Annotated in this window: 14 protein-coding genes; 3 read left to right on the plus strand and 11 right to left on the minus strand. The window is 45.3% G+C overall.

Annotated features, from left to right (window positions below; genetic code table 11):
• Positions 1-30 precede the first annotated feature (30 nt).
• Complete coding sequence (locus NFU07_RS01200; protein ID WP_251473460.1) at positions 31-2,121, minus strand: heavy metal translocating P-type ATPase; 2,091 nt, start codon at positions 2,119-2,121, stop codon at positions 31-33.
• Positions 2,122-2,341: 220 nt separating this feature from the next.
• Between NFU07_RS01200 and NFU07_RS01205 the strand changes: the two genes are divergently transcribed.
• On the plus strand, positions 2,342-2,674 hold the full coding sequence (locus tag NFU07_RS01205) for a four-helix bundle copper-binding protein (protein WP_052651609.1): 333 nt from the start codon (positions 2,342-2,344) through the stop codon (positions 2,672-2,674).
• Positions 2,675-2,732: 58 nt separating this feature from the next.
• Here the strand turns inward: NFU07_RS01205 and NFU07_RS01210 are convergent, their stop codons facing one another.
• From NFU07_RS01210 to NFU07_RS01220, 3 genes are all read right to left on the minus strand, one after another.
• The gene (locus NFU07_RS01210) at positions 2,733-3,410 is read right to left on the minus strand and encodes a response regulator transcription factor (RefSeq protein WP_052651608.1); all 678 of its coding nucleotides are present in this window, start codon (positions 3,408-3,410) and stop codon (positions 2,733-2,735) included.
• A complete protein-coding gene (locus NFU07_RS01215) occupies positions 3,382-4,791 on the minus strand; it encodes a sensor histidine kinase (protein WP_052651607.1) in 1,410 nt (469 codons plus the stop codon). Before NFU07_RS01215 ends, NFU07_RS01210 begins: the two co-directional genes overlap by 29 nt.
• Before the next feature lie 104 nt (positions 4,792-4,895).
• Positions 4,896-5,804 carry a F510_1955 family glycosylhydrolase gene (locus NFU07_RS01220; RefSeq protein WP_309296765.1) on the minus strand — a complete coding sequence of 303 codons (909 nt, stop codon included), beginning with the start codon at positions 5,802-5,804 and terminating at the stop codon, positions 4,896-4,898.
• Positions 5,805-6,045: 241 nt separating this feature from the next.
• Between NFU07_RS01220 and NFU07_RS01225 the strand changes: the two genes are divergently transcribed.
• Together NFU07_RS01225 and NFU07_RS01230 are read left to right on the plus strand one after the other, a co-directional pair.
• Entirely contained in the window at positions 6,046-6,633 is a 588-nt protein-coding gene (locus NFU07_RS01225; RefSeq protein ID WP_251473462.1) for a YdhK family protein, read from the plus strand.
• A 289-nt stretch (positions 6,634-6,922) separates the two neighbouring features.
• Positions 6,923-7,375, plus strand: a complete 453-nt coding sequence (locus NFU07_RS01230) for a DUF305 domain-containing protein (RefSeq protein ID WP_052651604.1) — start codon at positions 6,923-6,925, stop codon at positions 7,373-7,375.
• A 269-nt stretch (positions 7,376-7,644) separates the two neighbouring features.
• On the opposite strand, the gene NFU07_RS01235 is transcribed toward NFU07_RS01230, so the two are convergent.
• The 7 genes from NFU07_RS01235 to NFU07_RS01265 all read right to left on the minus strand — a co-directional run bounded on the left by NFU07_RS01235 (position 7,645) and on the right by NFU07_RS01265 (position 12,593).
• Entirely contained in the window at positions 7,645-8,136 is a 492-nt protein-coding gene (locus NFU07_RS01235) for a DUF2716 domain-containing protein (protein ID WP_251473465.1), read from the minus strand.
• 216 nt (positions 8,137-8,352) lie between these two features.
• On the minus strand, positions 8,353-8,544 hold the full coding sequence (locus NFU07_RS01240; RefSeq protein ID WP_251473468.1) for a hypothetical protein: 192 nt from the start codon (positions 8,542-8,544) through the stop codon (positions 8,353-8,355).
• Positions 8,541-8,942 (minus strand): hypothetical protein, encoded by a 402-nt coding sequence (locus NFU07_RS01245; protein ID WP_251473470.1) that lies wholly within the window; start codon positions 8,940-8,942, stop codon positions 8,541-8,543. The genes NFU07_RS01240 and NFU07_RS01245 overlap by 4 nt, the downstream gene beginning before the upstream one ends.
• A gap of 108 nt (positions 8,943-9,050) precedes the next feature.
• A complete protein-coding gene (locus tag NFU07_RS01250; RefSeq protein ID WP_036811054.1) occupies positions 9,051-9,536 on the minus strand; it encodes a hypothetical protein in 486 nt (161 codons plus the stop codon).
• A gap of 106 nt (positions 9,537-9,642) precedes the next feature.
• Positions 9,643-10,572: a phosphotransferase gene (locus tag NFU07_RS01255; protein ID WP_251473472.1), complete on the minus strand. Its 930-nt coding sequence runs from the start codon at positions 10,570-10,572 to the stop codon at positions 9,643-9,645.
• A 279-nt stretch (positions 10,573-10,851) separates the two neighbouring features.
• Entirely contained in the window at positions 10,852-11,502 is a 651-nt protein-coding gene (locus tag NFU07_RS01260; protein ID WP_251473474.1) for a vWA domain-containing protein, read from the minus strand.
• 92 nt (positions 11,503-11,594) lie between these two features.
• Complete coding sequence (locus NFU07_RS01265) at positions 11,595-12,593, minus strand: macro domain-containing protein (protein WP_251473477.1); 999 nt, start codon at positions 12,591-12,593, stop codon at positions 11,595-11,597.
• Positions 12,594-12,611: the final 18 nt, after the last annotated feature.

The following is a 12,611-nucleotide window of genomic DNA, read 5'->3' on the forward strand; positions in this document are numbered from 1 at the left end:
TGCAGCCCACTTTTTTAGAAATCATTCTTTCTATGCTTTTAAGAGTTTGGCATTGATGGCAACAATGACGGTGCTGAGACTCATGAAGACTGCGCCGATTGCCGGACTGATTACGATGCCCCAAGGAGCCAAGACGCCGGCAGCGAGTGGAATCGCAAAAATATTATAGCCGGTCGCCCACCATAGATTTTGCACCAGTTTCCGGTACGTCTTTTTCGACAAGTCGATCAGCGACACCACATCGTTCGGATCGCTTCGGACAAGGACCACATCGGCTGTCTCCATCGCGACATCCGTCCCTGCGCCGATGGCAATCCCGAGATCAGCTGTCGCCAGTGCCGGCGTATCGTTCACGCCGTCTCCCGTCATTGCCACTCTGCGCCCGCTATCTTTGACTTGCTGAATTTGATGGGCTTTCTCGTTCGGCAGTACTTCCGCATAGACTTCATCGATGGCCACTTGTTTCGCTACCCAATTGGCCACTTTCCGGTTGTCGCCCGTCAGCATGATTGAATGGATACCTTTCGCCTTCAAGGCAGCAACAGCTTCCTTGGCGCTATCGCGGACAATATCCGCCAAGGCAATCATTCCAGCTAGTTGGTCTTCCGCCAGTACAAAGACGACTGTTTTCCCTTCTTCGGATAACTGTTCAAATCGTTCCTGATTGTAGCGAAGTTCATGACTGTCCATATAGCCTGGACTGACCACATTCACTTTCTGGCCATTCACATTTCCTTGAATCCCTTTACCGGGTATCGATTCAAAATCGCTTACTTTTCCGATGGTTAGCCCTTTTTCTTTGGTCGAATTTACGATACCGGCGGCGATCGGATGCTCGGAATTCTGTTCGATGGCCGCAGCCAGTTGCAGCACTTCTTCATCGGTATAATTCTCGATCGGCACAACATCTGTGACACCGAACTTCCCTAGGGTCAGTGTCCCGGTTTTATCAAACACCACGGCATCCAAGTTTCGGGCCCCTTCGAAGTCGGCGCGATTCCGGATCAAGAGCCCTTGCTTGGCGGAAATGGATGTGGAGACCGCTACGACCAGCGGTGCCGCCAAGCCCAATGCATGCGGACATGCTATGACCATTACCGTCACCATGCGTTCAATGGCGACATCAAACGCATAACCGAACGCCAGCCACGCGAATAGGGTGATAAACCCTGCTGCCAGCGCCAAATAAAAGAGCCATTTGGCTGCCCGGTTTGTCAGATCCTGTGTCCGGGATTTGGATTCCTGTGCTTCCTTGACCATCTTGATGACTTGCGATAGATAGGAAGCCTCCCCCGTTTTTTCCACTTGGATGATGAGTGAGCCTTCCTTGTTTACCGAACCACCAATGACACCATCCCCTGTTCCTTTATCAATCGAGACCGATTCCCCAGTCAGCATCGATTCGTCGATTGTCGATTTGCCTTCCAATATCAACCCATCCACTGGGATCTTCTCGCCCGGCTTGACCAGCACCCGATCATTGTTTTGGATATCAGCTAACGGGATGTCTTGAACCTGATTGTGTTCATCGAGCTTGTGCGCTTCGCTCGGCATCAGCTTCACCAACTGGTCCAACGCATTGGAGGCCCCCATTATGGAACGCATCTCAACCCAGTGCCCGAGCAGCATAATGACCACCAGCGTCGCCAGCTCCCAGAACAGCTGGTTGCCGTCCCATCCGAAGACCACTACGGTGCTGTATCCATAAGCGATGGTGATGGCCAACGCAATCAAGGTCATCATGCCCGGATTCTTCTCTTTGAGTTCCTGGATTCCGCCGGTTAAGAATGGCCAGCCTCCGTAGAAAAAGACGATGGAGGATAATGCGAATAAGATATAAAGATCGTTGTTGAAACGCCAATCAACGCCCATAAAGTGCTGAATCATTGGCGATAACGCTAAAATCGGGATGGTGAGTATCAAAGAAATAAAGAACCGTTTTTTGAAATCCGCCACCATATCGCCATGTCCGGAATGCCCCTGGTGCCCGTGGCTCCCATGTTTCGGATGTGTCTGTTTCGGCTGGATGGTGGATTCATCTTGAAGCTTCCTGTCCGAAGGATTTGGGTAGTCCTTGGAATGTGCCGGTTCATGATGATGATGCTCTTCCTGTTTCGCCATTGCGGTTCACCTCTTCCATCAATTTTTCGGTTTCGAAAAATCCAATCTTCTTCTGTTGATTATAGAAAGAAACTATCGAGAAATTATGGAGAAAATTCAGTTTCATAGAGGAAACGCATCAAATTGTGCAGTTTCTATGGAGTTTAAGAAATTCCGTTTAGTGGCGAGTCCAAAGGGAAGAAGTAGACAAGAGACAAAACTAAAAATGGAGGTTTTACACATGGCACATGAACAGCATCAGGAATTGATTCAGGCTTTGCACGATTGCGCAGCGGAATGCAATCACTGTTTTGACGCTTGCCTGCAGGAAGATAACGTAAAAATGCTGGCTGACTGCATCCGACTCGACCGGGAGTGCGCAGACATATGCGCATTTTTGGAACACGCAATCACCCGCAATTCGCCGTTTGTAGCTGAACTGGCAGCTGTTTGCGCGAAAATCTGTGAAGCATGCGGCAATGAATGCGACAAACATGCAGACATGCATGAACACTGTAAACGCTGTGCGGAAGCTTGCCACAGATGCGCAGAAGCTTGCCGGAACATCGCCTAATTACATGAACTCCCCGCCGGAAAATGTATTTCCGGTGGGGAGTTCTTTTCTTTGAGCGTTATTCTGTCTCATTCACCCATTTGTAGCCAATCCCCCAAACAGTCAGGAAATGGTCATCGATGGGGAATCCGACCTGCCGAATCTTTTCCCGAACATTCCGTACGTGCGAATCGATGGTCCGTCCTTCCGTTTCCGAATCGAATCCCCAAACCAATTGGATCAGCTGGTCCCTGCTGAACACTTTGTCCGGATTTTTCAACAGCTGCCCCAGCATCAGGAACTCTTTCGGTGTCAGCTTGATGGATTGGTTTTGATAGCTGAGTTCGAACCGGTCTTCATCCCAGAAGAGGCCCTTTACTTCAATGCTTTTTTTAGGCGCTCTTCTGCGCAGCAGCGCTTCCATCCGAGCCAGCAGTTCCCCTTCATTGAACGGCTTCGTGACGTAATCATCCGCCCCCAGTTTCAGCCCCTTAATAATGTCCTCCTGTTGCTCACGAGCCGTCAGCATAATGATCGGCACATCCGAGACTTTCCGGATTTCCCGGCATAGCTCCCAGCCGTCCATTTCGGGCATCATGACATCGAGGAGTATCAAGTCATAGGTTTCTTTGTCCAAATAGCGTAAAGCTTCAAAAGGTCCCAGCGCTTTTGTACAAAGATAGTGGTGGGGCTTTAAATACAATGCCACCAAATCCAGCATCCGTTTTTCATCGTCCACCAACAGCACTTTCTGCAAACGAATCCCCCCTTGTCAATTCAATACGGACCGTCGTCCCTTTGCTTTGTTTACTTTGAATCGAAATTTGGCCGCTGTGCGACTCGACGATTTCTTTGGCGATGGCAAGACCGAGACCGCTGCCGCCGTGCTGCCGAGACCGGGATTTGTCGACGCGGTACAGCCGCTCAAAGACAAAGGGAAGAGCAGCTTCTGGAATGCCTTCCCCTTCATCGCTGACACTAATCACTACCGTATCCTCCTCTTGCACAGCGAGAAGCGTCACCACCGTCCCTTCCGGCGAGTATTTCCGGGCATTGTCGAGTACATTCAACAGCACCTGCTGAAAGCGTTCCGGATCGATGAATGCCGTCATATCCGGAGGACACTGGACGACCAAGAAAATGTGTTTCTCATCGAACGCGGGACGGACCAAACCGGCAACCGAACGAAACAGCCGATTGATTGAAACCTGCTCTTTTCGGATGGAAAACTGGTTGTGATCAAGCTGGGCTAATTCGAATAATTGCCGAATCAATTCCGTCAAATGGGTCGTTTCCTCCCGGATGATATCAATGTACTCCCGCCGTTCATCATCAGACGTATCCGGACGTCCGGCTATGTCAGCGTAGCCCTTGATGTAGGTCAGTGGCGTTCGCAATTCATGCGAAATGCTGGCCAGGAATTCGTTCCGTGCCTGCTTTAAGCGATTCAGATCCGTCGATAAGGTGTTAATGGCGTTCGCCAGCTCCCCCAGTTCGTCATTCCGGTCGAGATGAAGGCTGACTTCATTATTCCCTTCGCTCAATTGCTCTGTGGCTTCCTTCATCCGAATCAGTGGAAGCGTGATCAAGCGCGATAAGATAAAAATTGCAGCAATGGTAAGGCCGAACGCAATCAATCCAACGAACAAAAATTGATTCCGAAGGTGTTCGACTATCCCTTTGATGTGGTTGGTTTCAGCAAACATAAATACATGCCCTCGGTGTTCACCTGCTACCGTAATGGGACTGTCGGTCGCAATAAACCGTTTTTCATCCCACCGATCCTCCACGATTTCTCCTTTTTGCGGAACTTGACCAAAATCAGTGTGCTGCAGCACATCCCTCATTTCGGGTTCAATCGTATCGGAATGGGTCAGCTCATTCCCTTCCGCATCCGTGATGATGACAATGAAATCGGAAGCCGATTCCATCATGGCTACATGGTTCAACGTGCTGGATTCAAAGCTGTCTTCCAGCACTTCGCTGTGCGTGTTCCCCCGGGCCAATAGATTGGACATGACTTCTTCCACCCGTTCCTCTACGTAGTTGACATACAAGATCAAAAACAACACCGACTCGATGAGGATGATAAAGACAAAAAACAGCAATCCGATTTTCAAAGCAAGTTTATTGAACATGGCAACCCTCTTCCAGCCTCAACGCATCAGGTTCAGGGGCATGCTGTCCCTTCCTGTGAGTCATTAGTTTCAATTCACATATTTCCCTTTCCAGTTTACGTATTTTATTGGGTTTTGCTGTTTTGCAGCAGCGGTTTCCAACTTTGGGTACCGTCTTCAGAGAAGTAGGCATCGCCCCGCAGCGTGTAAAAAGCCAGTTCCTGGTCATTCGCCGGATTTACGGCGATAAAAGCGATGCCATCTTCCGGAAGAGCCGGTATGTTCAGTCTTTTCAACGCCTCATTTTCACCAGTATACTGCATCAAAGCCGCCGCTGTCCCGAAGCTCCCGAAGTACAGCCCTTGCTCGGTGAAATGCACCGCGGTCCCTCTTTCTCCTTCAGCCGTAAGGGCTTGGAACGATTCTCCTGCATCTTCCGAGAAATAAATGCCTGTCGAAGTAGCCGCCGCCACAAAAGCTGAATCTGTCGGGTGAAGAGCCAGTCCTATCACTTCGCCTTCCAGTCCTTCAGCTTTTACAGGTTGCCACGACTCCCCTTTTTTCGTGCTTCTATAAACGCCTGCTTCCAGCAAGGAATTGGGTGCCGGATTAATCAAAAAGAGGTCATGGCTATTGTAACCGACAGCCATGGCATGAAAATCCGTCTCTCCCTGGAACGCAATTTCTTCAAGGGTTTCTCCACCGTCCACACTGCGCTGAATTCCAAGCGGATTGGGTAACTCAGAATCTGCGCTCGGGTGGCCAGACGTAATAAAACCGTCATCTGTCGCATTGAACCCCATGTAATCATGGAAATTATCCGTTGTTTCGAACCACTCACCGTCCCGGTAGATTTTCAATCCAATGTGTGACGCAAAATACAAGCCTTTGTCATTTCCCGCATAGCCCATTCCATGGACATGATTCATTTCTCCATCGTACGGGGCCTCAAAAGAGCCCGTATCCTCTCCGCTGCAGCCGGCCAACATAATTACCGCCAACAGTGCACCGATCGCTTTTCTTTTCATCTTCATTTCTCTATTCCTCCAGCTCTTTCTTTCTAGAAAATGTTCTTCTCCACCAGTTTACTAAATAAGTTTCGATTTTTTGTGCAGTTTCTTCTATAGAATAGAGAACTTCCCTTAGTGGTTCACGAACTTGCCATAATCCACTGCCCAGACCATTTGCACAAGAAAATGTCATGGTTCCTGCACACAATATGCAAAGTTAAGGGGTAAAGTATCTAAAGACAAATGTAGAAAGAAGGAGATCGCAATGCCAAAAAACAAATGGATGATGGGGATACTGTCACTTGTAGTCGCCGTCACGTTAAGCGCCTGCAATACAGATAGCGAGACGAGTGAAGAATCAATGGATATGAATAATGCAACCGAAGAAAACATGAGCGAGGATTCGGGGCATATGAATATGGACCATTCCGGTTCAGGAGAAGTACCAGCAGATTTACAGGAAGCGGAAAGTCCAACCTATGAGGTAGGAAGCCAAGCCATTATTGAAACAGATCATATGGAAGGGATGAAAGGCGCGGAAGCTACGATTGTTGGAGCTTACGATACGACTGTTTATGCGGTCACTTACACTCCGACCAATGGCGGCGAACCGGTGGAAAACCACAAATGGGTCATCCACGAAGAACTTGAAAATCCAGGAGACCAACCGTTGAAACCAGGTGATGAAGCGACAATCGCTGCCGATCACATGGAAGGAATGGACGGTGCCACAGCTACGATTGATACTGCCGAGGAAACAACTGTCTACATGGTTGATTTCACGCCGCCGACTGGCGGCGAACCGGTCACCAATCATAAATGGGTAACTGAAGCTGAATTATCAGCCAAATAACCCAACTTAAGCTGTAGCTTCTCCGATTCCCAAGTGCTGACGATCATGCAAAACCAGAAAATATGCAGGATGCCGGCTAATCTGAGAGTGATTGGCCGGCTTCTTTATATTTCAGACGAAAACTGCATGGAGTGACGATAAAATTCGTTGTAATTCTTTCTTCTACAGTAAATTATGCATTTTCTATGGAGTTTATATGGGAATTTAAATGGTAAACAGATAAGAAAGGCATCGATCCCGTTCAGGCATTCTTGTCAAAATCAATCTTTTACTATAAGGAGAGGGTTTTATGAACAGTTACGTTAAGTTTGGAATCATGATTGTCACTTCGACCTTTTTGATGTATTGGTTGATGTTCTTAAACGTTTTTCAATTCGAACATATCACATTCAGTGAAACAAGAATCTATATGGCGTTGATTATGGGCTCTGTCATGGCCATTGTCATGCTGTTATTCATGTGGCCAATGTACAAGAACAAAAAAGTGAATTCGTTGATTTTAGCTGGCAGTGCAGTAGTATTCGCGCTTTCACTTTGGCTCGTCCGCAGCCAAATATTAATAGAGGACACCGGATGGATGAAAGCGATGATCCCTCATCATTCCATCGCTATCCTAACTAGCGAACGAGCCAATATTTCAGATCCACGAGTGAGAGAGCTGGCTGATGCGATTATCAAGACGCAACGCGAAGAAATCGCTAAGATGAAAAGAATAATAGAAGACCTGGAGGACGAGGAATAACCGGCTCAAAAAAGGAAGGCCAAGCAGCGATTGCAATTCGCTTTTGGCCTTCCTCTTTTTCTAGAAATAAATTTCTCTCCTTATCGATTTTCTGCCGATAAGTTTTGATATGTAAACTCGCATCCCTTTAAGAATTACTATTCTAAAGCCTTACACAATAGCCTTTTGAATGTATCATTTTTTTCAAAAATTCTCCTTCTCTTCGAAATTCATCAGAATAAGGGTGTTGAATGTAACTTACTTAGACTTATGTTACATTCAATCATGAATTAGCTTTGTCTTAAAATCTTACTAAACATTCTTGGCTTGTGTTCATCAAAGGCGTTAATTAATTCTTCCCCGAATATAGTTATACTTTTCTCCCAAGGATGCCCTAAATAGCCCCACTTAAAATTTTTCTGAATAAAGAAGTAGTAATCACCATTTGGAAAGATGGGTATTGTCCATTCTCCAAATTCATCTTTTTCGAATTCTAAGCGTGGGTTTACCCAATAAGATTCATGTTGCCAATCGAGTGCTAGTATATATTCGTCAACTGACGTAATCTCTTTAAATGCATCTAACGCTTGTTCTTCGAGGTCATCATAAGTATCTAAATCTATTGAATCCCTGAGATAATCGGAAATATCATAGGTTATAAAAGGATGCGGCACCTGAAATGAAGGGAAAATAGACGTACTTGGTTTAAATTTAAAATCTCTATAAATCCTGTCCCAAATTTGGTCATACTCTTGATGAGAAAAAGGAATCCAGTTTTCCAATAAATATCCACCCTTCTAATTTAGGTAGCTCTCAAATGTACTTTTAAAATTTTGAAATCATTAGATGCGAAAGTTACAGTTTTGAATGTAACTTAATTGCTAATAAGTTACATTCAAAACAAAAGATTTTATTCAGTTTAGAAGCCTTCATAAATTGTTATTTTCCATGGCAGCCACATCAAGTCTTCTTCCGCCATTCGCTGTTCAGCAAGCACCTCATTCGTGTAACGGGCAAGAGCTTCTGCCGCTTGCCGTTCCGGTATTGATTGAAAGGGTTGGATCCAGTGCCAGATAATCCTTTAAAAGACGATTACCCAAGAAAGAGAGAAACCGGCCGCCCAGCTCATAGCCTGCAATGTCGTATCCTGCGAATATCCCACCTTTGCTGATAGGTTGCTTTTTTTTCAAGCAGTAGACGACTCCTCTCCTTTTCCAGTTTCGTCATTGATAAGGTCCCGCCAGTCGTGAAAGTCCGGAAGGTGCTTCTCGTCAAGGCTGATGCCGATCAGACTCACCAATGGATCCTGGGGTCTTGCTTCCCGATAGCCTTCCAGTGCTTCTTCCAACGTACCAAATACCATGGATACCAAGACCTTATCCAGCACCGTTTTGGATAAGACGGGTGTCGGCCTTTTAGACTTTCGGCCCGCCCAAATGTCAAAGATATTGGGAAAAACACCGCCAACTTCCTCATCCATCGAAATCAGCTTTTCAACGTGGAATCCGCCATCTTCCACTTGGGCGAGATAAAAGGGTTGATTGGCGCTCGCTGCCGAAAGAAGAAAATAGCCACCACTGTATTCCATCCGTTGCACCTCCATTTTTGATCTTCCGTTTTGCAACTAAAGAAATTGCCAAAGTGAATGTAACTTAATTCACAATAAGTTACATTCAATTTCTCTTCTTAGCTAATCTTATTTAAACTCTTCAGGACTCCATATGGCGATTTCATTACCTGGAACAGCCACAATCAACCAGTCACCATCCCCATATCCATGATTATCTCCAACTTGCCAACACTCATAGTTTTCATCATGTCCATTTACATACAATACTTTTCCAGACTCAAACGAAATATATAAATGCGGCGAATCTCCTCCGAGCCAAATATCTTTCACTTTTTCTCTCCGGTTTCTCAACAGCAGCTGAAACGACTCTTCATCGTCGAGTTCTTCTAAGGTTTCTTTAGAAATCGTGGTTAATTGCTCATCACTAGCAGTAATCGCAATTTTCCTTACTTCAATGTTCAACCATAACTGGTCTGGATCTTGCTCAGAGTAATGGGAAAAACAGACACGCACTACCCCTGGACCAATGCCAAATTGGAAACCATCAAGTTGACTTCCAATAAGCAGTTTTTTTAAAGCTCTCTCTGCGAAGTTTCTGTCTTCTCTTTTCATTTCTTCCCCGCCCTTATTCATCACTTAGCGGATTTGAATGTAACTTAACTGCACATAAGTTACATTCAAATCCCACTTCCCTGTGATTTGATTCACTGCACATCATTTAAGTTAAACTGTATTCTTCGAAGTTCAAGAACAATTGAGTAAGGCTATCAAATAAAGAGCGTTGCGCTTGATTCTGCCAATCTTCTTCTACATCCGCCATCAGCCACATGACTTCATCAAGGAAAACATGTTCCAGTGCTTTCGGCCAATTTATTTTCTCCTCAAGCGATAAGTCCACGGATTCCCCATATCCAGATAGAAACAGATGCCATTGCTGTTTTGTAAACGTTCGGTCTGGAGCAGAGGCAAGTTCATTATGAAACAGCAAAAGGACGAGTGCCAAATCAAATATTCGGGGAATCCATCCAGCATTATCCGGATCAATCAAATAAGGCTGGGGAGTATAAATTAAGTTATTCGCTTTGAAATCGTGCGGTGTTGCGACGGAAATCAAGCCAGCTTGCTTCAGTTCCTCTTGTTGACGAACCGCTTGCAGAAGACGGACTTCTAATATCGGATTCATTTTAATGCCGTGTGGAGCTGCATTCTGTTCAATGCGCTGGAAGCTCTCTTTAACTTCCTCTCCTGTGAAATCAAATACATCGTATATATCCAATTCGTATTCATTATCAGTTGGAGATAATGCATGAATTCGCCCAAGTAACCTTCCCGCTTCTTTGATCTCCCACTCCTTTCCCGTATAAGGCACTCCTTGAACAAAAGGATAAACGACGTAGGTTTCTTCACCGAAAGTCCTTGGATTTTCTGCTTGAATCTTTGACGGAATGACCACATCTACACCTTGTTCGTTTAATGTTTTTGTATATCTCATGAGACGATTTGCTTTCTCGATTGGGTGCTGCGTTTTTTTGACTATAAAGTCGCCTTCAGGTCGTATCATCCGGTAAACTGGCGAAAACGGATAGATGCTAACTGGTTCATCTTCTGTTTCAAAACCAAAATTCTTCACGATTGTTTTAGCCCTCATATAATTCTGCCTACTTTCTATTTAATTTCTTTCATACGGACTGCTTTCATCGTCTATCTTAGACAAATATGTATATGATTATATTACCAATAATTAGAAAATTTAAAAATGAGGTTTTATAAGTTTATATGTAATTTAAAAAACCGTTCGTAAAAGTACACTTTTACGAACGCTTTAAAAATGCTTGAAAACGACTAAAAAAACGTTCGTAAACGTGTCAAAACACATTACGAACGTTCAGTTTGTGAAACATACGTTTACGGACAATTTACCTTGAATTTACCGTTTGCTGCGCTCGCTAAAGTCAGCTTCGATGTCTTTCTTCCAGTTTTGGTCCAGTTTTCTTCCTTGTCGGAACGAGCTGACGGTTTCGTTCAATACGCGGTAATTCAGTTCTGTCCCTTTATCATCCGCGTGGTAATTTACGGCTCGGTCTTCACTGATTCCGAAGTTTTTGGCGGTCGCGACTGCGTCGATGTTGGCACCGAGGAAGATAAATTCCCATCCGAACTTCTCTTTTTGGAAAGAGAGCATTTTTCTTATTTTTGTGTAGTCGTATTCACAGCTGGCATTTTCCATGCCGTCTGTCGTGATCACAAACATGACTTTTTCCGCTTGTTCTTCCTGGCTTGTCCGTTTTTGAACATTTAACAGCTTTTGGATGGCTGAACCGACAGCATCTAGTAAAGCGGTCGTGCCGCCGACTTCATACTCTTTTTCCGTTAATGGGGCAATCCCCGAGATTGCAATGCGGTCATGCAGCAACTCATACTGGTGGTTAAAGAGAATGGCGGTTATTTTTGCGTCTCCCGCTTCTTTTTTCTGCTTTTCAATTAAAGCATTAAAGCCCCCAATTGTGTCTTTTTCAAGCCCTGCCATTGAACCGCTTTTATCGAGAATAAAAACGATTTCCGTACTTCCTTTTTTCATATCGGTCTCCTCCTTAGTCTGCCTGTTCTTCACAGGTGATACCTAAAGAGTAACCGTTTGCGGAAATCGTTTGGTCGCTTTTGAAGCGACAATTATGCACCAAGCAAAGGCTGGTCAAAGGCAAATAAAGCTTCGTTGATTTCATGGATGTTGTATATTTTTTGGATTATGAAATATTCAATGATGACGTCCAATTTATGGCTATGGGACAAAGCGTACCCGGCCGTTCCTAATAGTTCTGCAGTTTCCTCGAGGTCCAGTTCTAAGGCAATAGCAAATGCAAAAACGGTTTTCTTAAGCGGTGTATACCCTGGCGAGTTTCGGATCTTTGAAAATAATCGCCGATCGATATTGGCTTTTTTATAAGCTTGTGCATCCGTCATTCCTTTTTCGTCAATGAATTGAAGAAGTTTGTCCGAAAAAGTTTCTTTTATTCGGCTTAGGGCCTCTTCTAATCCCTCAACTGTTTGATGGACAGCAGTAGACCGTTCTTCGGTTGAGTAGGATACTTCTTCTAAAACACGGCGGCTTCGAGCGTATTTTAGCTGCTGGTGTTCTACGTAATTTTCGTCGATGTAATTGCGGATCGATTGAGACAGTTTTCCGCTGAAACCGAACGATGCTTGATCAAAGACGACAAGAAAAACGAGTATTTCATGGTCCGGCTTCATTAAGAAACGATGGATTTCCGAAATGGCGACTTGCAGAGCCTGTTCTTTTGGGTAGCCGTAGATGCCGGAAGAAATTAACGGAAAAGCGATCGATTCACAATTTAAGGAATGGGCAAGTTCCAGCGAATTTGCGTAGCAAGACCGGAGATGGCCTTCTTCATTTTGCTTTCCTCCGTGCCAAACCGGCCCTACCGTGTGGATGATGTATGCAGCATCTAAGTCGAAGGCCTCTGTACCGACAGCTCCACCGACCGGGCAATAGCCGATTTTGTTGCAGGCTTTTTGCAACTGGGCAGCCCCCGCAGCGTTAAATATCGCACCGCACACGCCGCCGCCCATTCGAAGTTCTCTATTGGCTGCATTGACAATGGCATCTACATGCATTTTTGTGATGTCATTTCTCACAATTTCTAAAGGCATCTTATCGTCCCCCTTTCT

Origin of the sequence: Planococcus sp. NCCP-2050, assembly GCF_023708025.1 — a bacterium.
Lineage (GTDB): Bacteria > Bacillota > Bacilli > Bacillales_A > Planococcaceae > Planococcus.